At 49.8% G+C, this 21,202-nt stretch carries 21 protein-coding genes; 2 read left to right on the plus strand and 19 right to left on the minus strand.

The genetic code is table 11. The features are described 5' to 3' along the window. Positions 1 to 144: 144 nt before the first annotated feature. On the plus strand, positions 145 to 621 hold the full coding sequence (locus LG211_RS05660) for a hypothetical protein (RefSeq protein ID WP_253020462.1): 477 nt from the start codon (positions 145 to 147) through the stop codon (positions 619 to 621). Between the two features lie 71 nt (positions 622 to 692). On the opposite strand, the gene LG211_RS05665 is transcribed toward LG211_RS05660, so the two are convergent. The 15 genes from LG211_RS05665 to plsX all read right to left on the minus strand — a co-directional run bounded on the left by LG211_RS05665 (position 693) and on the right by plsX (position 17,810). Further along, complete coding sequence (locus LG211_RS05665) at positions 693 to 1,418, minus strand: DUF4367 domain-containing protein (RefSeq protein WP_253020463.1); 726 nt, start codon at positions 1,416 to 1,418, stop codon at positions 693 to 695. Continuing rightward, positions 1,418 to 1,954: an RNA polymerase sigma factor gene (locus LG211_RS05670; protein ID WP_253020464.1), complete on the minus strand. Its 537-nt coding sequence runs from the start codon at positions 1,952 to 1,954 to the stop codon at positions 1,418 to 1,420. Before LG211_RS05670 ends, LG211_RS05665 begins: the two co-directional genes overlap by 1 nt. Before the next feature lie 620 nt (positions 1,955 to 2,574). Then, positions 2,575 to 4,053 (minus strand): stage IV sporulation protein A, encoded by a 1,479-nt coding sequence (gene spoIVA / locus LG211_RS05675; RefSeq protein WP_253020466.1) that lies wholly within the window; start codon positions 4,051 to 4,053, stop codon positions 2,575 to 2,577. A 62-nt stretch (positions 4,054 to 4,115) separates the two neighbouring features. Beyond that, on the minus strand, positions 4,116 to 4,751 hold the full coding sequence (locus LG211_RS05680; RefSeq protein WP_148396037.1) for a phosphatase PAP2 family protein: 636 nt from the start codon (positions 4,749 to 4,751) through the stop codon (positions 4,116 to 4,118). Next, the gene (locus LG211_RS05685; RefSeq protein WP_269477139.1) at positions 4,735 to 5,586 is read right to left on the minus strand and encodes a phosphatidylserine decarboxylase; all 852 of its coding nucleotides are present in this window, start codon (positions 5,584 to 5,586) and stop codon (positions 4,735 to 4,737) included. Before LG211_RS05685 ends, LG211_RS05680 begins: the two co-directional genes overlap by 17 nt. Then, positions 5,576 to 6,208 (minus strand): CDP-alcohol phosphatidyltransferase family protein, encoded by a 633-nt coding sequence (locus LG211_RS05690; protein WP_253020468.1) that lies wholly within the window; start codon positions 6,206 to 6,208, stop codon positions 5,576 to 5,578. The genes LG211_RS05685 and LG211_RS05690 overlap by 11 nt, the downstream gene beginning before the upstream one ends. Then, complete coding sequence (locus tag LG211_RS05695) at positions 6,186 to 7,280, minus strand: lysylphosphatidylglycerol synthase transmembrane domain-containing protein (protein ID WP_269477140.1); 1,095 nt, start codon at positions 7,278 to 7,280, stop codon at positions 6,186 to 6,188. The genes LG211_RS05690 and LG211_RS05695 overlap by 23 nt, the downstream gene beginning before the upstream one ends. A 20-nt stretch (positions 7,281 to 7,300) precedes the next feature. Continuing rightward, the gene (miaB, locus tag LG211_RS05700) at positions 7,301 to 8,620 is read right to left on the minus strand and encodes a tRNA (N6-isopentenyl adenosine(37)-C2)-methylthiotransferase MiaB (protein ID WP_269477141.1); all 1,320 of its coding nucleotides are present in this window, start codon (positions 8,618 to 8,620) and stop codon (positions 7,301 to 7,303) included. Then, positions 8,607 to 9,602 (minus strand): NAD(P)H-dependent glycerol-3-phosphate dehydrogenase, encoded by a 996-nt coding sequence (locus LG211_RS05705; RefSeq protein WP_148396033.1) that lies wholly within the window; start codon positions 9,600 to 9,602, stop codon positions 8,607 to 8,609. Before LG211_RS05705 ends, miaB begins: the two co-directional genes overlap by 14 nt. Then, positions 9,599 to 10,324 (minus strand): glycerol-3-phosphate 1-O-acyltransferase PlsY, encoded by a 726-nt coding sequence (plsY, locus tag LG211_RS05710; RefSeq protein WP_148396032.1) that lies wholly within the window; start codon positions 10,322 to 10,324, stop codon positions 9,599 to 9,601. Before plsY ends, LG211_RS05705 begins: the two co-directional genes overlap by 4 nt. Continuing rightward, on the minus strand, positions 10,317 to 11,642 hold the full coding sequence (gene der / locus LG211_RS05715; protein WP_148396031.1) for a ribosome biogenesis GTPase Der: 1,326 nt from the start codon (positions 11,640 to 11,642) through the stop codon (positions 10,317 to 10,319). Before der ends, plsY begins: the two co-directional genes overlap by 8 nt. Continuing rightward, on the minus strand, positions 11,635 to 12,534 hold the full coding sequence (gene ftsY, locus LG211_RS05720; RefSeq protein ID WP_148396030.1) for a signal recognition particle-docking protein FtsY: 900 nt from the start codon (positions 12,532 to 12,534) through the stop codon (positions 11,635 to 11,637). Before ftsY ends, der begins: the two co-directional genes overlap by 8 nt. A 36-nt stretch (positions 12,535 to 12,570) precedes the next feature. Continuing rightward, positions 12,571 to 16,116 (minus strand): chromosome segregation protein SMC, encoded by a 3,546-nt coding sequence (gene smc / locus LG211_RS05725; protein ID WP_253020473.1) that lies wholly within the window; start codon positions 16,114 to 16,116, stop codon positions 12,571 to 12,573. Further along, on the minus strand, positions 16,106 to 16,804 hold the full coding sequence (gene rnc / locus LG211_RS05730; RefSeq protein WP_253020474.1) for a ribonuclease III: 699 nt from the start codon (positions 16,802 to 16,804) through the stop codon (positions 16,106 to 16,108). Before rnc ends, smc begins: the two co-directional genes overlap by 11 nt. Next, positions 16,794 to 17,810: a phosphate acyltransferase PlsX gene (gene plsX, locus LG211_RS05735; RefSeq protein WP_148396028.1), complete on the minus strand. Its 1,017-nt coding sequence runs from the start codon at positions 17,808 to 17,810 to the stop codon at positions 16,794 to 16,796. The genes rnc and plsX overlap by 11 nt, the downstream gene beginning before the upstream one ends. 72 nt (positions 17,811 to 17,882) lie before the next feature. Between plsX and LG211_RS05740 the strand changes: the two genes are divergently transcribed. Beyond that, positions 17,883 to 18,416, plus strand: coding sequence for an RpnC/YadD family protein (locus tag LG211_RS05740; RefSeq protein WP_269477142.1), 534 nt, complete (start codon positions 17,883 to 17,885; stop codon positions 18,414 to 18,416). 134 nt (positions 18,417 to 18,550) lie between these two features. On the opposite strand, the gene LG211_RS20025 is transcribed toward LG211_RS05740, so the two are convergent. The 4 genes from LG211_RS20025 to LG211_RS05755 all read right to left on the minus strand — a co-directional run bounded on the left by LG211_RS20025 (position 18,551) and on the right by LG211_RS05755 (position 20,884). Beyond that, positions 18,551 to 18,739 carry a DUF4368 domain-containing protein gene (locus tag LG211_RS20025; protein ID WP_336246034.1) on the minus strand — a complete coding sequence of 63 codons (189 nt, stop codon included), beginning with the start codon at positions 18,737 to 18,739 and terminating at the stop codon, positions 18,551 to 18,553. Then, on the minus strand, positions 18,721 to 20,163 hold the full coding sequence (locus tag LG211_RS05745; RefSeq protein WP_336246035.1) for a recombinase family protein: 1,443 nt from the start codon (positions 20,161 to 20,163) through the stop codon (positions 18,721 to 18,723). Before LG211_RS05745 ends, LG211_RS20025 begins: the two co-directional genes overlap by 19 nt. Before the next feature lie 102 nt (positions 20,164 to 20,265). Beyond that, complete coding sequence (locus LG211_RS05750; RefSeq protein WP_269477143.1) at positions 20,266 to 20,424, minus strand: hypothetical protein; 159 nt, start codon at positions 20,422 to 20,424, stop codon at positions 20,266 to 20,268. A 118-nt stretch (positions 20,425 to 20,542) separates the two neighbouring features. Continuing rightward, positions 20,543 to 20,884, minus strand: coding sequence for a plasmid mobilization protein (locus tag LG211_RS05755; protein WP_269477144.1), 342 nt, complete (start codon positions 20,882 to 20,884; stop codon positions 20,543 to 20,545). Positions 20,885 to 21,202 lie beyond the last annotated feature (318 nt).

Here is a 21,202-nt window from a genome sequence, read left to right on the forward strand (position 1 = left end):
TTTCCTCCTTTTTAAAAAAATCCCCCCTATATATAATATAAGACGCATTTTCATAGTCAAAATGTTACAACTTTTTCGAAATTTGTAACAAAATTTGCTGATTTTGCGTCTTACTTATTAAAGGGGGTTTTTAAGGAGGTAGTTATGAAGCGATTAAACGTATTTCTTCCACTGCTCGTTGTCCTGGGGCTGCTGGCTTCACAGACAGCCTTCGCAGCCGCATCTTCAGAGGATGGTTTTGTAGAAGAGCTTTTGGAAAATAAAGTGTACCTGGATGATGAGCCGGCATCAGAGGGCAGCGGCCAGATCGTGCCTTTTGCCGTCTCTACCACGTTGTCTTTCACAAAGCTGTCTTCCACGAAAGCGCAGGCTGCCGTGATCGCAGCACGAACAGGGGCTTCCAGCATCAAGTCCACCATTCAGCTCCAATATCTGGCTTCTGACGGGACCTACAAAAACACCGGTACGGCGGCCGTTCAGACTGCCAAATCCAGCAGAATCCGCCACGCAGCCAAATTTACCATTTCATCTAAGAAAACATATCGCATCAAGGCGACGGTCAAATACGTGAAGAGTGGAACGTCCAGTTCCGCTACTTATTATAAGGCGTTATCATCCTAGCAGCCGGCTGTTTTCGCCGGGCGGAGGCCCATCGGTTCTGCCCGGCCTTTTTCTGACAAGGGGGCCGCCTGTTATTGTTTCAATCCCTTTGCCACTCGTATGATCTCGTCCTTATCCAGTTTGCCGCTGATGTCCATTAGACAGCTTTCCGTATAGACCGCCGCAGTATAGCACTGCTCCACATCATCATAAGCAACCAGGATTTTTCGGTCGGCAAGCTCGATCATCTCTCCTTTTCCTGAAGTAGCATAGCTGCTGTCGCCGGCGATTGCCATCGGGCAAATTCCCAATACGGAGCCCTCTTCATCGGTAAACTCATATGTACCCACATAATCGCCGCCCGCATATTTGTCGATGGTTAAGTTGTTCAATTGGTAGCCCTGGGGAATATATTCGGGCACATACAGCTCCGGCAGGAAACGCTTCGCTTTATCCATATCCTTCATGCTGGTGATGGTGAGGGATTCCACTTCGTCTTCCGGATTCACCTCTTCGTCAGAGTCGGTTACAATTCCCGCAATTCCCTGATAGAGTCGGTGCAGAATCCCTTTGTCTCCGTAAGACTGCGAATTATTGGAAAGGAGCAGCACCGCATTGGTTCCCAGCAGGACGATCACCACCACTGCCGCGACTTTACCAAAGGAAACCCGGTATTTTTTCTTCGGCTTTTCCCGGGCCTGCTCTTTCATAAAGCTCAGGTCAGGCCCTGTCCTGCCCTGGCAGTTTTGTTCAAAATCTGCTTCAAAGGCCTCCTTCAGCGCGTCTTCAAATTTTTCCTGACTCTTTTCTTCATTCATTACAGGCTGCCTCCTTCCTTATTTTTCTGACGATAATAGCTCTTTTCCACCTGCTTCAATGCCCGCCGGTAATAGACCCGGACGGTGTTGTGGTTCATATTGAGGATTTCCGCCACATCGGAAAATCGAACGTTGAGAAACAGGTGGAGCGAAATGATCTCTTTTTGGGCCGGTTCCAAATCCTTGAATAGTTCCAGCACCGTTTCCTGATCGATCAGCTCGTCCAGCAGATTCCCTGCTTCTTCGTCCACAATCTCATAATCATCGATATTGAGCAGCCCGCCTTCATGGCCGCGCCGCTTTTCCGCCTGCTGGGCCCGGTAATGGGATCGCAGCACATTGTGTGCAATCTGCATAAGCCAGTTTTTGTATGAATCCCGCCGCCTGACCTGATCCAGCTTTTCCCAGGCGCTTCGCATGGTCTCCTGGGTTAAATCCTCTGCCAGTATCCGGTCATTGGTCTGAGCATATAGATATTTCAATATTTCCTGATAGAAAGGCACGATTGTTTGTTCAAATAATTTGTCTCTTTTCATATGCACTCGTTTTTCCTTACCATTACATATCCTTTTTCTTATCATATCGTTTTTTTGCGCTGCTGACAAATGATATTTTTCTGTATCCGCCTGGGGCCTGGGGCCAGCAGGCCCGCAGCTGGCCCGCATGCCGCATCCCGGTAAACTTCTGTAAAAATTTGCATTTTTTACGCAAAGCTATGGGGTTGCGGGACCTAATCCCATCAACTTGCGGCCCGCGCGGCCCCATTGCGGATCTGACAGCACCACGGCCGTTGAAACTTGCGTAAATAGTGAAAGTTTTTTTCAGTTTTTTTCCCCAGATCCCCGCAGCCTATCTCCACGCCGCAGCAGCCCCACATCCCGGTAAACTTCTGTAAAGATTTGCATTTTTTACGCAAAGTTATGGGATTGCGAGGCCCTGATCCACCAACTTGCGGCCCGTGCGGTCCCATCGCGAATCTGAAAGCGCCGCAGCCGTTGAAACCTGCGTAAATAGCGAAAATTTTTTTCAGTTTTTCCCGCAGATTCCCGTCACCTTTTCCCCAAGCCCTCACCCTGTCTCCAAGAAATAAAAAAGCCCTCCCCGCCAGTTTGCCCAGCGGAGAAAGGCCCTCGTTTCGCCATTCACGTATCGCCATCTATATCACAATACAAATAAAATATTCTTTTCCCTCATCGCAGATCTTCTGCAGGGATTTCTGCACCTTAACCCGGATATTTTCCGGCACCCCGGCCAGCTTGCTCTGCATCTGCTCGGCAACCATATCGTACAGAGTCTTTCCGAAGATGTTGGTTTCCCAGATCTTCTCCGGCTCATTCTCAAATTCCGTGAGCAAATATTTGACCAAATCCTCAGTCTGCTGCTCCGTCCCCACCACAGGCGCCACCTCTGTCGTAATATCGGTACGGATGATATGTAAGCTGGGTGCTTTTGCAGTAAGGCGGATTCCGCACTTGCTCCCCTGCTTGAACACCTCCGGTTCGCCCAAAACCATTTCCGTCAGCTTTGGCTGAACGATTCCATATCCGGTGGCCTCAACCTGCTCCATGGCCCCTTTCAGCTTATCATAAGACTTTTTGGCTTCTGAAAATTCGCGCAGCAGGCGGAAAAATTCGTAATCGTTTTCCACCTTTTCATCCATCAGCTCCTCGATCACCTTATAGAACAGCCCATCGGCCATTTGCACGTCAATGACCACCTGCCCGCTGCCCAAATCCATATCCGCCACGCGGACCGACTGGATAATTTGTCCGTCTGCCAGAGAATCGACGGTTTTCTGAATGTCCTCCGCCGTTTCGAAGGTGCCCGACCAGCCGCGGATGCTTTCAATGACCGAGGATTTGATCCAGTGGTCATTTTCCAGCCCTTCCATGAATCCCGGCAGTTCGAAGGATATCTCGCTGATGGGAAATTGATAGAGTACCTTTTCCACAATCTGATTCAGCTCCCCGCTGCTCATGCGCATACAGTTGACCGCCATGGCCGGAACATGATGTTTTTCCTCCAGCGCCTGGGCCAGAGACTGAGCCGCGACCGATTTGGGTTCAGTGGAATTGACCACCACCACAAAGGGCTTCTTCAACTCCTTCAGCTGGCGGATGACCGTTTCCTCCGCCTCCTCGTAGTTCTTCCTCGGAATATCCGAAGTGGTACCGTCCGTCGTTACAACGATGCCGATGGTCGAATGCTCCTCGATTACTTTTCTCGTTCCTTTTTCCGCAGCTTCTTCAAACGGAATTTTTTCCTCATCCCAGGGAGTGTTTACCATTCTGGATTTGCCGTCTTCCGAATGGCCCAGTGCCTCCGGCACTAAATATCCTACGCAGTCCACAAGGCGAACCCGGCAGTTCATATTGCCGGGCATCTTCAGGCTGGCAGCCTCTGCCGGCACGAATTTTGGTTCCGTAGTCGTGATCGTCCTGCCGGAACCGCTTTGGGGCATTTCGTCCAGCAGCCTCTCTTTGGCGTAGATATTTTTCATATTAGGCACTACCAGCAGATCCATGAACCGCTTGATGAAGGTTGATTTTCCTACGCGGACCGGACCTACAACGCCTATATAGATATCACCCTGGGATCTTTTAGCGATGCTTTCATAGATATTTAAATTTTCCAAAACAAAAACCTCCCTGTGCTAGTGACTTTGAATCAATATAGTATATTAGAGAGGTTTATGGATTATTCAAATCTTTTGCGAAAGGGCCAATTTATTTTATAGACCGGAAAGTAGAGGATCAGCGCCAAAAGCACGCCGGCAGCCACATCCGCTGCGGAATGCTGTTTGATGAACATGGTGGACAGACAAATGAAAATAGCCGATGCCAGCCCTACTATGCGAGGTTTGCGATACCCTCCCCAGAGCTTTGACTTCCAGATGGCGATGCAGATAGCCGTGGATTCAAAACAGTGAATGCTGGGAAAAACATTGGCCGGTTCATCCGCCCTGTAGAGCAATTCCACCAAAAAGGAAAACAGGTTTTCTCTGGGCAAAGTCTGGGGCTGAAAGTCAATATAAGTGGGATAAATGAGGAAAAATGCAGAGCAAAACCACATCCCTGCCAGCAGATAGATTCCCAAGTCCAGAAAATCCTGCCGCGATTTTAAAAAAAACCAGATCAGCGGCCCGGAAATGAATCCGTACCACCAAATGTACGGAAGAACAAAGAGTTCACAAAAAGGAATCTGATCGTCCAAAGGCACGTGAATCAGATGCCGCTCCATAGGAATATGAACAGAAATCAAATAAAATATATATGCCAGCAATATACCGGCGAAAATCAGCAGATCTCGTTTTTTCTTAAATTGATCTTCCAATTCCTTCACCTATTTTAACGATGGTTTCCAACTGGTCCGCGGTATTGTCCAGGAGCTCCTGATCCAGCTGCACGCTGCCTTGGCGCAGCAAGAGGACGATGGTCGAACCGCCGAACTGAAACATCCCTTTTTCCTCACCCTTGTGAAAGCTGCCTGACTGGTGGAAGTTGAGAATCTTTCCCACCATCAGAGCGCCCACCTCGATCTGGACGATCTGGCCGAAATGATCCGTATCCATCACCGTGTATTCCCGGCAGTTTTCCTTATAAATATCATGCCGCTTCAGGGCAATGGGCTGCACCGTATGCAGCTTGCCCGGAATAAAAACATTGGGTCCCTTGGCGCCGTCGTCCACATAACAGTACCGATGATAATCATCCACCGTCAAGCGGAAGATCAGACACCATCCCCCCTGGTAAAATTCCGCCAGCTCATGGTTTTGCAAAAGATCGGCTATGCTGTAAGATGAGCCTTTGATAAAAAAGCGGCTGTCCTCCTCAATCCGAAAAACGGAAAGCTTGGCATCGCAGGGGGAAATCAGCACTCCCTGACCTGCCGATACAGAAAGTTCCCGGCGCAGACGTCTGCAAAAAAAGTCATTGTAACACGAAAAAGGGCCTTTCTCGTACCTGTTCATATCAATTCCATTTTTTTCGATGAAGCGGCCGATCATTCTCTTGGAAAAGCGGCTGCTCATAAATGCGCCTCCGGCCCTGGAAAACAAAGGGTTTACCAAGGCCTTCAAAACCAGCCTGCCCGGGGCCGTATCATAGAGAAATTTCAGCGAGCCGCCGTCCTTTTGCGGCTGGAGTACCGGTCTTCTTTTATCCGACATAATGAAACCCGCAGAGCATGCACACAATTTCAGCAATACCGATGAGGATCATAACCACCGCCGTCGCCTTTCCTGGTTTTTTGATTCTAAAATTGAGCAGGAAAGCAAAGGCGATTGCCAGCAGACCGATCCCATAAATCTTGTGGAATTCGATTTCTACAAACCTCCCAAGTATGTAGATCAGCGGAATAATGAGGGCAACGGAAGTAACTGGAAGGCCCACGTATTCTTTGCGCCGCTCCGGCGTCTGGCTCTGCCGCTCCTCTTCCATCACATTGAAATAAGCCAGTCTTGTCAAGGCCGCCATCACGTAGATGAAAAATACAAATACATAAAACTTGTTGGTCATTCCGATTGCATAGCCGATGACCGTAGGCAGGACGCCAAAACAGACCAAATCGCTCAGGGAGTCCAGCTGTATGCCGAACTTTTGCTCCGCCTCGCACCGTTTCTTGGTCCTTGCCACTTTACCGTCGAACATGTCACAGAACCCCGATACCATCAGGCAATAGACTGCCCCTGCCACGTGCCCCCGCATGGCCATGTAGATTCCAAATACTGATGAGATCAGCGACAAATCGGTCAGTATGACCGTATAGTTATAATATCCGATCAGCTTCATTTTTGTTCCTCCTTTTGCTTTGCCTTTTCAAAATAGACAGATGATAGGCAATGGTGTAAATCCCACACAATATAAAACACAAATAGTAATTGATCCCCCTTGTGAAGATCATCGCCGGAGCCAGCGCAGCTGCTGGAAAGACACTGGAAAACAACAGCAGAAAGCTCCCCTCTGAGACTCCGATGGCTCCCGGAATGGGAAGGCTGTTCACAGCCATCGCCAGAAGGGACTGGAGCGCCACCATGTCCACATATCCGGCCTGAGAAAGTCCGAAGCTCTTATATACAAAATAACCGATTGAGAAAAAGGCAATCCGCTGGAGAATATTTCCCAGCAGTACAACAGCCATCACACCCGGTTTTCGTTTTACCAAATCCATTCCCGCCTGATAACGGTCGATATATCCGTTTATCTTCTCGATCTTTTCTTCCTTGTACTTGATAAACCGCAGCCGATACAAGCATTTTATCAGAAAAACGCCCAAATTGCGAATCAGCTCTTTTGAGAACATGCACAAGAGGCACAGCGCCACCAGCAGAATCTGCAGCACAAAGCCAATGACAAACAGCAGCTTGAAAATCCGGCCCGCTTCCATGAAGAAATTCAGTTTTACCAAAAGCCCCCAGGTCCCCATAATGATCAGTGACATGGTGTAAAGCAAAATATTGAGCACCAAAATGGTAGTTCCGTCAGAAACTTTAATTCCGTCTTTAGCCATATAGTAAGCCGATGCTGGCTGCCCGCCCGTAGCCGATGGCGTAATGGCGGAAAAATAAAGATCCGCAGCCGAATAAACGGTCGCTTGATGCAGCTTCATTTTATACCCCAGCGACCTTGCGATCACTGCCAGGCATTGTCCCTCAATGACAACAAAAACGAACATGGAAACCACCGCAAGCACAATATACTTTAGTTCCAAATGAACAAAAACACTCCACAGATGGCGGAAATTAATGCCGTCCAGTTTGCTGTGAAGTGTGTAAAAGGTCAGGAGAACAAGTGCAGCGATGACAGCCAGGCTGATCAGCTGATTTTTCCTGTTTCCCGCCTTGAAAGTAGCCTTCTCTTCCATAAATACACACCTTTTGCAGTTTATAAGACTTCGCCCTCCAGGCTGAATGTCTTTCCTTCTGTAACTTTTACATCAACGATTTTGCCCGCCAGCTTCGGTGTTCCCGGAAAGTTAATCAGTTTGAAGCCTTCCGTTCTCCCCGTATACCTCTGAGCGCTGGTCTTACTCACGCCTTCCACCAGGACCTTTTCCACCTTTCCCACATATGCTGCATTCTTTTCAGCGGATATGGAATTGACCGCTTCCACCAGGCGGTTAAACCTTTGATGCTTCACATCCTCAGGAATTTGATCCTCGTATTCTTCCGCCGGCGTCCCCTTGCGGATGGAGTAGAGAAAGGTGAAGGCCGAATCGTATCTGACCCTGCCAACTAAATCCAGCGTCTCCTCAAAATCCGCTTCCGTTTCCCCCGGAAAGCCGACGATGATATCCGTGCTGATGGTAATGTCAGGAACCGCCTTTCTCAATTTGGCGATCAGCTCCAGATAATCCTCTTTGGTATATTTGCGGTTCATGCGGGCCAGCACCGGACTGCTGCCCGACTGCACCGGCAGGTGAATGTAATTGCACAGCTTATTGCAATCCACATACGCCTGAATCAGTTTATCAGACAAGTCTTTGGGATGGGATGTCATAAAGCGAATCCGCTCCAGTCCCTCCACCTCATTGAGTCGGTAGATCAAATCGGCGAAGTCCGTCTTCTCGTCTCCCCGGTAGGAATTGACATTCTGCCCCAAAAGGGTCACTTCCCGCACCCCGTCGGCCACAAGGAGCTTTACCTCGCCCATGATATCCTGAGGACGGCGGCTTCGCTCCCTGCCTCTGGTGTAAGGGACGATGCAGTAGGTACAAAAATTGTTGCATCCGTACATAATGTTGACAAATGCCTTATGTTTATAAAGCCGCTTGGCCGGCAGCCCTTCCACGATCTCGCCGCCGTCCTCCCAGACGTCGACGATCTTTTCCTTTTCACTGATGACGCTTTCTAAAAGCTGGGGAAACTGATGAATATTATGGGTGCCGAAAATGATATCCACCCAAGGGTATTTTGTCTTAATGCTGTCAATAATATGCTGCTGCTGCATCATACACCCGCATACGCAGACCGTAAACTCCGGATCGGCCAGCTTTTTTTTCTTCAGCTGTCCCAATGTGCCGAAGAACCGTTTGTCCGCGTTTTCCCTGACGCTGCAAGTATTGATGATGACCACGTCGGCCTCATCCCGCTGCGGGCTTTCGCAAAATCCCATCTGAGAAAGCATGCCTGCGATGGTCTCCGAATCATGTTCATTCATCTGGCAGCCGAAGGTGGTAATATGATACGTCTTAGGCTTGTTCATGTTTTCGTTCTCTCCCCATGAGAAGTTCCACTGCGGATTTAGCATCGGCTCTGCCGTTGATCACTTCATAAAGCTGCTGGGTAATGGGCATTTCCACCCCTTCCCGCTGGGCCAGGTCATAAGCGGCTTCCGTGGTGTACATGCCCTCTACGACCATACCCACTTTTTCAGTGGCAGCCTCAGGTGACATCCCTTCACCGATCATGATTCCGCAGCGCCGGTTTCTGGAATGCATGCTGGTGCAGGTGACGATCAGATCGCCCACTCCCGTCAATCCGGCGAAAGTAGCGGGGTCAGCCCCCAGCTTCACGCCCAGCCGTTTGATCTCAGCCAGCCCTCTGGTCATGAGCGCAGCTTTGGCATTGTCGCCGAATCCCATGCCGTCGGAAATCCCGGCTCCCAGAGCAATGATGTTCTTCAGCGCGCCGCCCAGCTCCACGCCGACGATGTCTTCGGTGGTGTAAACGCGGAAGCGTTCGGTCATAAAGATATCCTGCACCTCTTCTGCCAGCTTCAGATCAGGGGAGGCCACTGCTACGGTCGTCGGCAGGCTTTTTCCCACTTCCTCAGCATGAGAAGGTCCGGACAGGGTAACGTATCTGGCCTGGGGCAGGGTTTCAAAAGCAATCTGCGACATGCGCATCAGGGTTTTCTGTTCGATGCCTTTGGCCACATTGACCAGGATCATATCCGGCTTCAGATAAGGGAGAGCGGTTTTCAGCGCGCTGCGAAAATGCTGAGCCGGCGCCGAAAAGAGAACCACATCGGCATCCTGCAGGGCTTCCTCTGCCGTTTTTCCGATTTTCATATTGTCATTGAATTTAATATCCGGCAGATAGCGGACATTTTCTCTATTTTGTTCCAATTCGGACAGATGCTCCGGGTTCACGTCCCAGATTGTCACCTGATGTCCTTTTCCGCTGAGGGTCAGCGCCAGGGCTGTTCCCCAGCTTCCCGCTCCGATTACGCCTATCTTTTTCATTTTTTTATCTCCTTATCAAAAAAACTCAACTTCGGCTCTTGGCCGTGCAGCAACCGTGCGATATTTGCCCGGTGTTTGATGATGATCACCAGAGCGAGCACGCATGCCAGATATATGAAATCCGGTTCCAGGAACCAGCAGAACACGGGAAAAGAAAGTGCCGCCAGCATAGATCCCACCGACATCCGCTTGGATATCAGCACGCCCAGGACCAGCACGCCCAGGGCACAGAGAGCGACCAGGATGTTAAGCCCCGCCACGGCCCCAAAACAGGTAGCCACTCCTTTTCCGCCTTTGAACTTGTATAAAATCGGCCAGATATGTCCCAGCATGACGGCGATGACACAGAGCATGGCGCAGCCCTGTCCGCAGAGGAGCCCCGCTATGACTACGGAAAGAAGTCCCTTGAGTACGTCCACTACCAGGGTCACGGCTCCGGCCTTTTTCCCCATCACTCGCAGGGCGTTGGTCGTACCTGCGTTTCCGCTGCCTTCTTTTTTAATATCGATTCCATGCTTCTTTGCTAAAATCGTGGATGGCGAGATGTTTCCCACAAAATACGCAGCAATCACGATCGCAACCATGATTCCGATATACATCCACAGAGCCGTTTTATCAACGCCTCCGCATAGGTTGAGCATTTCTCCTGCAATCCCGGTATCCCCGGTCACATAGATGGCTGTGGGCCCATCAGCCCCGCCTATGATTCCTATACTATTCATCTTCCCTTTCACCTTTTTCTCTGAATACGAATTTTATGGAAGTACCTTCAAAGCCGAAGCCTTCCCGAATTTTATTCTCCAGGTACCTGGCATAGGAAAAATGCATCAGTTCTCTAGAGTTTATTTTAAACGAAAACAGCGGCGGTTTCACCCCAACTTGCGTAACGTAATAAATTTTTAATCTTTTGCCCTTATCGGAAGGCGGCTGTTTCATCATGGTTGCATCGGTAATCAAGCTGTTGAGCTGGCCTGTGGAGATGCGCATGGCGCGATTTTCAGCCACCGCTTTAGCGGTCTGCAGGACCTTTTGGATCCGCTGTTTTTCCAATACGGAAATGAAAATCGACGGCGCATAGGACATGAAGGTCAGTTCTTTGGCGATCTCCTGGCGGAAATGCTTCATGGTGTTGGAATCCTTTTCCACCAAATCCCACTTGTTGACCACGATTACGATTCCTTTGCCGGCTTCGTGGGCCACACCGGCGATCTTTTTGTCCTGCTCGGTGATGCCTTCCGCCGCATCGATCATCAAAAGACAAACGTCGCACCGCTCCACGGCAGCTACGGCGCGGATCACGCTGAAGCGTTCGATATCTTCATTAACCTTGCTCTTTCTGCGAATTCCCGCCGTATCGATGAGCAGGTATTTTTCCCCGTCCTGTTCAAAGGGCGTATCGATGGAATCTCTGGTTGTTCCGGCAATAGGCGAAACGATCACCCGCTTTTCGCCCAGCAGCTCATTGATCAGGGAAGATTTGCCCACATTGGGCTTGCCGATGACAGCAATTTTAATTTGGTCTTCCTCCTCCGTTCCCGCTCCCGGCGGAAAGCTTTGCACGATTTCATCCAACAGATCTCCCAAATTGAGCATGTTGGCGGCAGAGATGGGGATAGGCTCACCCAATCCCAGTTCATAAAAATCGTAAAAATCGTCGGGCACTGTAGGCTTATCCACTTTGTTGACCACCAGAATTACCTTTTTACCGGTGCGCATCAGCATCATCGCCACTTCCCGGTCAGCTGCGGTCAAGCCATCTTTTCCGTCCACCATGAAGAGAATGACATCGGCGGTACCGATGGCCACCTCCGCCTGTTCCCGCATCTGAGATAGGATGATGTCTTTGCTGTCCGGCTCGATGCCGCCGGTATCGATGAGCGCAAAATGAACGCCGTTCCATTCTGCTTCCGCATAGATCCGGTCCCGGGTCACCCCCGGCGTATCTTCTACAATGGCTACTCTTCTGCCCACGACTTTATTAAAAAATGTGGACTTGCCCACATTGGGCCTTCCTACGACGGCAACAATTGGTTTACTCATCAAAAATTCCTCCTGCAAATTCGGCCGGATCAAAGGCTTTTAAATCCTCCATCCCTTCGCCGACGCCAATATATTTGACTGCCATATCAAACTCATCGGCTATGGTAATGACGATCCCGCCTTTGGCCGTACCATCCAGCTTGGTGAGAACAATTCCGGTGATGTCGGCGCTTTCATTGAATTCTTTGGCCTGGGACACGGCGTTTTTGCCGGTGGTCGCATCCAGGACCAGCAAATTCTCCCTCGCGGCCTCCGGATATTCCCGATCAATGATCCTGTTCATTTTGGTCAGCTCGTCCATGAGATTTTTCTTATTCTGCAGCCGGCCGGCCGTGTCGCAGATGAGGACGTCGATGCCTTTGGCCTTGGCCGATTGGATGGCATCGAAGATGACTGCCGAAGGGTCCGCCCCTTCCTGGTGGCGGATCACGTTGACACCGACCCGCTCGCCCCAGATGACCAGCTGTTCGCTGGCTGCCGCGCGAAAGGTATCCGCTGCCGCCAGCATCACCGATTTGCCTTCCATCTTGCACTTATGGGCGATCTTTCCGATGGAGGTTGTCTTTCCGCCGCCGTTGATTCCGATCATGAGAATGATCAGGGGCGTTTCCTGGCAGAGCTGGTGTCTCTCGCCTTTGTCGATCAGCTCGGCTATGATCTTCTTCAGCTGATCTTTTACCTGCTGTGGTTCTCTCAAATATTCATGCTTTATATCGCTTCTAAGGCGCTCGATGATGGTCATCGTTGTTTCCATTCCAATATCCGATGTGATCAGAATTTCTTCCAATTCGTCCAGAAAATCTTCATCAATGGTCGGCCTTGCCAGGATCACGTCTCCGATTCGTTCCGACAAGCGTCCGAAAAAACCTTTTTTCTTTTTTTCAAAAGCCATAATCTCTATCTCCTTCTATCTATAACTTGGTGGGTATCAAACCGCAAAATCGTCTCCCATGTTGAGGGAGAGCACTTTGGATATTCCCTGTTCGGGCATGGTGACGCCGTAGAGGACATCCGCGTGCTCCATGGTCGCTTTCTGGTGGGTGACCAGGGTAAACTGGATATCTTCAAAGGTCTTTAAATATCTGGCAAAGCGCTCGATGTTGGCATCGTCCAGCGCCGCTTCTACTTCGTCCAGAATGCAGAAGGGCGTGGGCTTGGTCTTGAGCACCGCGAACATGAGGGCAATGGCCGTCATGGTCTTTTCTCCTCCGGAGAGCAGATTGATATTCTGCAGCTTTTTGCCCGGAGGCTGGGCGATGATATCGATGCCCGATTCAAGAGGGTTGTTCTCGTCATCCAGCCGCAGTTCGGCGTGGCCCCCTCCGAAGAGATCGGCAAAGACCTTTTCGAAGTTGACGACCACCTGGTCAAAGCTCTCTTTGAATCTGGCCTTGATGGTCCGGTCCATATCCTCGATGATGCCGCTCAGGCTGTTCATGGCTTCCAGAATATCGGCCCGCTGAGAAGTGAGGAACTCGTAGCGTTCGCTGACCGTTTCGTATTCAGCGATGGCGCCGATATTCACTTCGCCCAGCTCTTTGATTCTGCTTTTGATCTGCCGGTTTTCTTTGACAGCGGCGGACATGACAAAATCCTGCTTTTTGAATTCCATGGCCTGGATGTAGGAAACTTCAAAATCCTCCCACAGCTTTTCTTTGTATGAATCCAGCTGGGTCTGGTTTTTGGCCTCTTTGATTTCCAGCTCGTATTTCTGGTCCTGCAAAGCGTTCACCTGGTGATCCAGCTCTTCCTTTTCCATAGCCAGCTTGTCTGCCTTGGAAGCGGCTTCTCCCCGCTCCTGGTTCAGTTCTTCCAGATAGGTTTCCAGGTTTTCTTTTGCTTCTTCCTTTTCTTTTACGTCTGCCTCAAGGTCGGTATGGCCGCAGCTGAGGCTGTTTTTTTCCGCAGTCAAGGCGGCGATCTGCTGCTCCTTTTGCTGCTTTTCCTGCTCCAGCTCGCCAATCGTCGCATTTACCCGCCGCGCCAGATCGTCTGCGCCTGCTTTTTTGCTTTCGCAGGCTCCGGCCTCAATCCTGGCGGCTGTGATGGCTTCATTGATATTTGAAAGCTGTTCACTCTTTTGGTCGGATAAACGGAGCTGTTCTTCCGCCAGCAATTCCTTTTCAGCCATGGTCTTTTCTTCAGTGCAAATTTTCTCCTCCAGCTGGCGGATCATCTTCTGGGATGATTCCTGTTCGCTGCGGATATTTTCCAGCTCCTTTTCCCATTTGCCGCTGTTGGTCTTAAAGTCATTGAGCGCACTTTCTGTGACAGCCAGTTCGTTTTCTATGCTGAAGATATTCATCTCCAGCTTCCTTGCGATCTGCTCCAGGTCAGCGATTTCGGCTTGAAAACCTTCGATTTCTTCCTTAAGGCGGGACAGATGGTCGATGCCGTTTGTCTTTTCTTGTCCGGCGGTTTCCAGCTGTTTGGCCAGGTCCGCCACCTCCGCCTTTCTTTCCAAAAGATTGGCAGTTTTATTTTTATATCTTCCGCCGGTGATGGCGCCGCCGGCGTTGATGATTTCGCCTTCCAATGTAACGAAGCGAAGCCCCGCCGCTTTTTTCGAAAGCTTTACCGCATGGTCCATGGTATCCACAATGACTACCCGGCCCAAAAGGTACTCCATGACCGTCTGATAGCGCCGGTCGAACTGAATGCAGTCGGTTCCAAAGCCTTGAAATCCCGGTTCCTGCTCCAGCCTGCGGTCATAGTTTCCCCGGTTTGCGCGAATGGATGAGATGGGAAGGAAGGTCAGTCTTCCTGCCTTGTTTTCTTTTAAGCGGGCGATGGCTTTCTGGGCGCTCTGGTCATCCTCGCAGACGATATTCTGCATGGCTGCTCCCAGGGCGGTCTCGATGGCTGTTTCAAACCCTTTGGGCACGGAAATCAGTTCGGCCACCGTTCCAAGAATGCCGGCCAATCCCGACCGCATGATAAACCTTACCGCATAATTATAGCCCTCATAGTTGCTTTCCATTTCTTCAATGGTCTTTTTTCTGGAGGACAGCTGCCCGATGGAGATGCGCAGTTCTTCCAGCGCTCTCTTTTGTTCCTGTTCTTTCCTCAGGCTCAGATTGTACTTATCTGTTTTCTGTGCCAGTTCCTGTTTTGTCTGGCTCTGTTCTTCTTCCAGCTTAACCTTGTCCGCCCGGAGTTTGTTCAGCGCATCCAGGGTATCCCGATTGGTATCCTCGCCGCTGCTTTTTTCTGCCTGAATCTGGGTCCGGCGCCGCTGTAGGGTTTCCCTCAGATTTTCCAGGCTGCTGATTTCCGCCTTGTGCGATCCGATGGCGCTATGGGCGCGGAAGATCTCTTCCTTGTATTGGTCCGCCAGGGAATCGGCCTGGGATATCTGATCGGTCAGGGCTGCGCGGGCTTGAATCTTTTCCTGCAGAGCCCGGTTCACTTGTTCCAGCTCCCGGTCTGCCTGCGCTTTGCTGCGATGCAGTTCTTCGGCGTGCTGCCGTTCTTTTTCCAGCTTTTCTTCCAGGGTCCCAATCTCATCGGTCAGTCTTTCGGTGTTGGTTTTGATCGTGCTAATCCGTTCGCCGGCAATCTGCCCCTGGTTGACCAGGCGGTTAATCTCCTCAATGCTTTGCATCAGCTTTTCTCTGCCCTCTGTGATCAAACCCTCCAGATGCTCGCTCTTCTGCTTGTTTTCCGCCAGCTGACGGGCCATGGCTTCTCTTGTGTCACGGCTTTCATCCAATTTATTTTTCAGCTCTGCAATATCGTCTTTTATGTACTCGTTTTTCAATTCCAGACTTTCGATATTTTTCAGAGTTATGTTAATTTCCAGTTCTTTATTCTTATCTCTAAGCTCAATATATTCCTTAGCCTTGATGCTGTCTTCACGAAGATGGTCGATTCTGCCTTCGATCTCTCCGATAATGTCATTGACCCGCTCCAGGTTGGCGGCCGCACCGCTGAGTTTTCGTTCTGATTCCGCCTTCTTTGTCCGGTACATAACGATTCCGGCGGCTTCCTCAAAGATTTCCCGGCGGCTTTCCGTTTTATTACTGACAATGTCGGAAATCTTACCCTGTCCTATGAGGGAATACCCATCGACGCCAATGCCCGTATCCATAATCAGCTCACGGATATCGCGGAGCCTGCATTGGTTGTTATTGATGGAATATTCGCTTTCTCCCGAGCGGAACATCCTTCTGGTGATGGCCACTTCATTGTAGTCGATGGGAAGGATTCCCGCTTCATTGTCGATGACCAGCGTTACTTCTGCCATCCCCCTGGATTTGCGGTTGGCTGTGCCGGAAAAAATCACTTCTTCCATCTTGCCTCCCCGCAGCATTTTCGGACTCTGTTCTCCCAGTACCCAGCGGATGGCATCGCTGATGTTGCTCTTGCCGCTGCCGTTGGGACCGATCACGCAGGTGATCCCTCTGTGGAATTCAATTGTCACCGGTTCCGCAAAGGACTTGAACCCGTGCATTTCAATCCGCTTAAAGTACATCGATACCCCTTTCCATTGCATCCCTTGCCGCATTCTGCTCCGCCAGCTTTTTGCTCTTTCCCTGGCCGTAGCCGACTGGTTCCCCTAAAACTTCCAGCCTTACGGAAAAGACTTTATTGTGGTCTGGGCCTTCTTCTTTTTCCAGCACATAGTGCATGTCCAAAATGCCCTTAGCCTGAAGCTGTTCCTGCACTTCCGATTTATAGTCCTGGTTGGTCAGCTTGCCTTTGCCTGCGGCCTGCAAGTCTTCTTGAAAGATGTCCACTACAAATCGTCGGACTTGTTCGTATCCGCCGTCCAGATAGATGGCACCGATCACCGCCTCCATTCCGTCGGCCAAAATGGAGTCTCTGTCCCGGCCGCCGCTCTTTTCTTCCCCTCTGCTGAAGAGCATGTGCTCCCCGATGGAAAGCTTTCTTCCTACGGCAGCGAGGGATTTTTCGCAAACGATGGAAGCTCTGGTTTTTGTCAGCTTGCCTTCTTCTGCCTTTGGCAGCCTGCGATAAAGCTCTTCGCCGATGATTGCGTCTAAAAACGCGTCGCCGAGAAACTCCAGCCTTTCGTTGTCGCAAAGGCGGCTCTGTCCTGTTTCCTTGACATAAGAGCTGTGGGTCAGCGCTTTATCAAGGAGGTGTATATCCTCAAATGTATATCCAATCATTTGTTGAAACTGTGCGCTATTGTTCACTGGCAATAATCTCCTCTAAGTCTGTTATTGCATTCTTTATGATGTCTACGACCCCTTCCTGGGCATAAGGAATGCCTTTGAGAATGGTATTCTTGACCGCCTTTGCATTGGAAGATCCGTGCATCTTTACAACCGGCCCTTCTACTCCTAAAATGGGCGCTCCGCCGTATTCGGAGTAGTCGAATTCGTTTTTCAGCTCTCCCAGCTTGTCTTTCAGGAACAGCGCCCCGATCTTGGCTTTGAGTCCGTCCAGGAATTTTTTCTTAAGCAGCTTGAGGATGCTCCACGCCAGCCCTTCCGTCAGTTTTAAGATGACGTTTCCCACAAAGCCGTCGCAGACGATGACGTCGCAGGCTCCGGCCGGCACTTCCCTGGCTTCTACATTTCCGATGAAGTTGATGGGCGCCTGGGACAGCTGCTTGAAGGCTGCCTTAGTAACCGTGGTTCCTTTTCCTTCTTCAACGCCCAGGTTGACCAGTCCCACTTTCGGCTGGGGGCGGCCGAGTACCTTCTCTACATATATACTGCCCATTGTTCCGTATTCTAGTAAATTATGCGGCTTGGCTTCCGAACTTGCCCCAGCGTCCACCAGCAGGCAGGCTTTTTCGCCAAGAACCGGGTAGATGCTGGCCAGCGCCGGACGGTCGATGCCGTTGATCCGGCCAAGTATCATTCTGCTGCCCACCACCAGCGCGCCCGTGTTCCCGGCGGAAACAAAGAGGTCGCCTTCGCCTTCTTTGACCATGGTCAGTCCTTTGACCATGGAGGATTCTTTTTTCCGCTTGATCGCTTTCACCGGACTGTCTTCATTGGTGATCACTTCTTCTGCGTGCACAATTTTGATTTTTTCCGGATCATATTTATAGTTTTCCAGTTCTGCCTTGATTTGATCTTCTTTTCCTACAATGCAGATCTGGTATTCTGTCTCTTTGGATGCTTCTACTGCTCCCTTTACGATTTCAAAAGGCGCGTTATCGCCGCCCATGCCGTCGAGTACGATTTTCACTTGTGATTCCTCCAATCAACATTTTGTCCGTATTCTTATGAAACTCGGTCAGAACATAAAGATACAGAATAGATGATATCACAAAAGGGTGAAATTTGCAAACTGCTTGGAAATGCGCCTTTGGAGCAGGAGCTGAAACTTTCTGATGCGTTTTTCACGAAATGTGATAAAATAGCCTTAGAGGCAGTGGTGAAAGTCATCAATGTGAATTACGAACAGGGAGCGGAGGTTTTGTCTCAATGCAAAACCCTTGCTGAGTACAGCCGGTTCATCCACATCGTGCGGGAGAACCAAAAGCACATGGATGACCTGAAGGCAGCCATCGAGGAGGCCGTGAGGGCCTGCGTCAAGGAAGGGGTCCTGCAGGATTTCCTGAAAAGAAATGGTGGTGAGGTTATGAGTTTGTTATATGAAGAACTGACCAGAGAGGAATGTGAGACCATCCGTGAGAAAGATGGCTATCGAACTGGCCACAAAGACGGTCTGGCCGAAGGGCGAGCCGAAGCAAGAAGAGAAATGGCGCTTGAGATGAAAAAACTGGGCAGACCGCTGGAAGAAATTGAGCAGTTGACAAAATTGAGCCTCGAAGAAATCCGAGCACTCTAGCGATGGTGGTGCTGCCGCCAAGGTTGATGTAGTGGATTCAGATCGATCCTGAAAACTTATGCAAAGGGGGCCATCATTAGGCGGACACCCACAAGGAAGTAAAGTCATATTTGCAGGGCGGCATAGTCGAAAGGCTATGCCGTTCTGCCTTTTCTTTGCCGTTCAATGGTTTGCCTATCGCCGTCCTGCTCCAACTCCCCAATGAAGTTCCAGACGATTTGGATTTTCTGCCGGCGGTATCCGCTGGACTTGTCCGGGGCGTGGACAATTATCTTTTTCACAAACTCATTGACGATGGTGGGCGTCAGTTCCTTAATACCCACATACTTGCGGATAACAGCGGCGAAGCTGTCAAAGTCTGCTCTGTCTTGACAAACTCCGTCAGTTCCTTTTGCTCCGCTTCATACTCGGCGGACAGCTTCAAAAACCGCTCGTGAGAAATTGCGCCCGTTATGTCGTCCTCATAGATACGCTTGAAAATGCGGTCGAGTTCGCTTATCCGCTTCTTTGCCTGTTGCAACTCTTTCTTGCGCCGCTTTACAGCCTTTTCCGTTTCCTCAAAACGCTGCTTTTGTACCACCCTGCGGAAATCGTCGGCGTTGTCTATGAACATCGCCGTCACACTGAATATCCGGCGCAGCACAAACAACTTTAGCGTTTCCTCGCGGATAAAGTGCGCTGAACAAGTGCCGGTATTGCTCTTGTAGTTGGAGCATACATAGTGGTCTTGATTAGGTAAAAAGCTGTTTGTCGTACAAAAATACAGCTTATCCCCACAATCAGCACAGTAAAGCAGTCCAGAGAATAAACCTTGCTTTCCTGTTTTGGTAGGGCGGCGTTTATTCGCTCGTAGTTCCTGTACCCGTTGCCATACCTTTTCATTGACGATTGCAGGCTGCGTGTTGGGGAATATCCGCATATTTTCGGGCGCGTTGTTCAGCCGCTTTTTCAGCTTATGGGATTTGGAATAGGTCTTGAAGTTCACCGTACACCCCGTATATTCGGGACGCTCCAATATCCCCGCGACGGATTTGTAATCCCACCGATAGAGATTGTCCGGCATGGGCTTTCCGTCGCGTTTGGCGTAGTGCGCCTTAACGGTCAAAACCTTGTCGGCGGTCAGCAGCTTTGCAATCTGCATAGGCCCTTTCCCGTCCACGCACAGCGCAAAGATACGTTTGACTACTTCGGCGGTTTCCTCGTCCACAATCCATTTCTTTTTGTCTTGTGGGTCTTTTCTGTACCCGTAGGGCGGATTGGTGCATAGGTGTTCGCCCGAATTGCCCTTTGCCCTCATCATAGCGCGGATTTTCTTGCTCGTATCTCGTGCGTAAAAATCATTGAACAGATTGCGGAAAGGGGTAAAATCGTTGTTGCCTTTGTCGCTGTCCACGCCGTCATTGATAGCGATATAGCGTATATCGCGCTCGGCAAAGAAACTTTCGGTGTAGTAGCCGACTTTCAGATAATCGCGCCCCATACGGGACATATCCTTGACGATAACTGTCTTGACCTTTCCCATCTCCGCAAGCCCTATCATCTCATTCCAACCGGGTCTATCAAAGGTTACTCCCGATACTCCGTCGTCGATGAAAAACAAGGGGTTTGGAAAGCCGTTGTCCGTCGCGTATTTGAGCAATATGGACTTCTGATTTGCTATGCTGTTACTCTCCCCGTCCAATGCGTCCTCTTGGCTTAAACGGGCATATAAAGCTGTAATGTTGTCGGGATAATTTGTATTTGTCATGTGTTCATTCCTCCTGTAATGAACGCCCGACAAACTGGTTGCTGTCTTTATTATAGCGGACTTTCTTTTCATTGTCAGCAGGCGATGTGACGGTTTCCGATTTTATGAGCCGTTCCAATTTTCGTACAGCAGTTCAGAGCCGCCGCAGGAGGTTTCAATTTCAAAGATTGTACCGCCGATTTTGTAATAGACCGTTTCGTTCAGCGGATTGCCCCGTTTTGGTAAGTATTCGCTTTCGTCAATTTCTCTTTTCCGTTCCATTCCTTTCCCGTCCTTTCCCTTGAAATCAGTGTTTGCAGTTTCGCAGCAAGCATAGGAACCGGATAGCCTGTTCCGTATTTTGCTTTGCAAAACGCTTGTTGGGAAGTTTCCCAAGCCCTCATTTTGTAAGCCCCTTAAATTGCAGAAGCAGCCGCCGTTCCAATCGCCATACTTCTTCCATGAGCCGCTTTATCTCGTCCATGTCGTCGGCGTAAATGCGCCCTGTTTCGTTGATACGCTTTGCAATTTGATTGACATTCACGCCGATTTTCTGAAGCTGTGCGGTATGCGCTTTGACCTCTTGCAAATCCAAAACAATGATATACCCGTCAATCAGCATTTTACGGGCGTAAGCGGATAGATTTATCGTTGGTATCTGCTTCATTTTTTCCTCAATCAACGCCCGTTCTTCCTCTGTCACTCGGACTATGATTTGCACGTTCCGTTTTCGGTTTTCCATTCGCATTTCTCCTTTCACTACCTACTACACCGCCGGGCGCAATTTTGCCAAAGTTTTGAGTAAAATTTTTCAAATTTCTTTTCTCACTCCTTAATACGGAGAAATTTCTAAAATGCTAAATGGAAACCAAAATTAGGTCAAAAAAATATTGTAGCACATGGTGGCTGCAATTTATTTCATCAATTATATTTGTAATGATTGACGTAATGTTGTCAAGACACTATAATTTTAGTCTTAGCGCAGATAATGGATAAAAACAGCAAGAATAATGAAAGAACGCCGAAAAGTATTTGATATAATACTGCTAAGAAAGGAGGA

The organism is Hominibacterium faecale (assembly GCF_020734085.1).
Classification (GTDB): domain Bacteria; phylum Bacillota; class Clostridia; order Peptostreptococcales; family Anaerovoracaceae; genus Hominibacterium; species Hominibacterium faecale.

Excerpts from the sequence above, each read along its gene's own strand:
- LG211_RS05660 (WP_253020462.1), top strand. The coding sequence starts at position 145 with ATGAAGCGATTAAACGTATTTCTTCCACTGCTCGTTGTCCTGGGGCTG.
- LG211_RS05745 (WP_336246035.1), bottom strand. The coding sequence starts at position 20,163 with ATGACAAATACAAATTATCCCGACAACATTACAGCTTTATATGCCCGT.
- LG211_RS05695 (WP_269477140.1), bottom strand. The coding sequence starts at position 7,280 with ATGGAAGAGAAGGCTACTTTCAAGGCGGGAAACAGGAAAAATCAGCTG.
- LG211_RS05755 (WP_269477144.1), bottom strand. The coding sequence starts at position 20,884 with ATGGAAAACCGAAAACGGAACGTGCAAATCATAGTCCGAGTGACAGAG.
- LG211_RS05740 (WP_269477142.1), top strand. The coding sequence starts at position 17,883 with ATGATATCACAAAAGGGTGAAATTTGCAAACTGCTTGGAAATGCGCCT.
- LG211_RS05690 (WP_253020468.1), bottom strand. The coding sequence starts at position 6,208 with ATGAAGCTGATCGGATATTATAACTATACGGTCATACTGACCGATTTG.
- miaB (WP_269477141.1), bottom strand. The coding sequence starts at position 8,620 with ATGAACAAGCCTAAGACGTATCATATTACCACCTTCGGCTGCCAGATG.
- ftsY (WP_148396030.1), bottom strand. The coding sequence starts at position 12,534 with ATGGCTTTTGAAAAAAAGAAAAAAGGTTTTTTCGGACGCTTGTCGGAA.
- LG211_RS05665 (WP_253020463.1), bottom strand. The coding sequence starts at position 1,418 with ATGAATGAAGAAAAGAGTCAGGAAAAATTTGAAGACGCGCTGAAGGAG.
- LG211_RS05670 (WP_253020464.1), bottom strand. The coding sequence starts at position 1,954 with ATGAAAAGAGACAAATTATTTGAACAAACAATCGTGCCTTTCTATCAG.
- plsY (WP_148396032.1), bottom strand. The coding sequence starts at position 10,324 with ATGAATAGTATAGGAATCATAGGCGGGGCTGATGGGCCCACAGCCATC.
- LG211_RS05705 (WP_148396033.1), bottom strand. The coding sequence starts at position 9,602 with ATGAAAAAGATAGGCGTAATCGGAGCGGGAAGCTGGGGAACAGCCCTG.
- der (WP_148396031.1), bottom strand. The coding sequence starts at position 11,642 with ATGAGTAAACCAATTGTTGCCGTCGTAGGAAGGCCCAATGTGGGCAAG.
- LG211_RS05750 (WP_269477143.1), bottom strand. The coding sequence starts at position 20,424 with ATGGAACGGAAAAGAGAAATTGACGAAAGCGAATACTTACCAAAACGG.
- smc (WP_253020473.1), bottom strand. The coding sequence starts at position 16,116 with ATGTACTTTAAGCGGATTGAAATGCACGGGTTCAAGTCCTTTGCGGAA.
- LG211_RS05685 (WP_269477139.1), bottom strand. The coding sequence starts at position 5,586 with ATGTCGGATAAAAGAAGACCGGTACTCCAGCCGCAAAAGGACGGCGGC.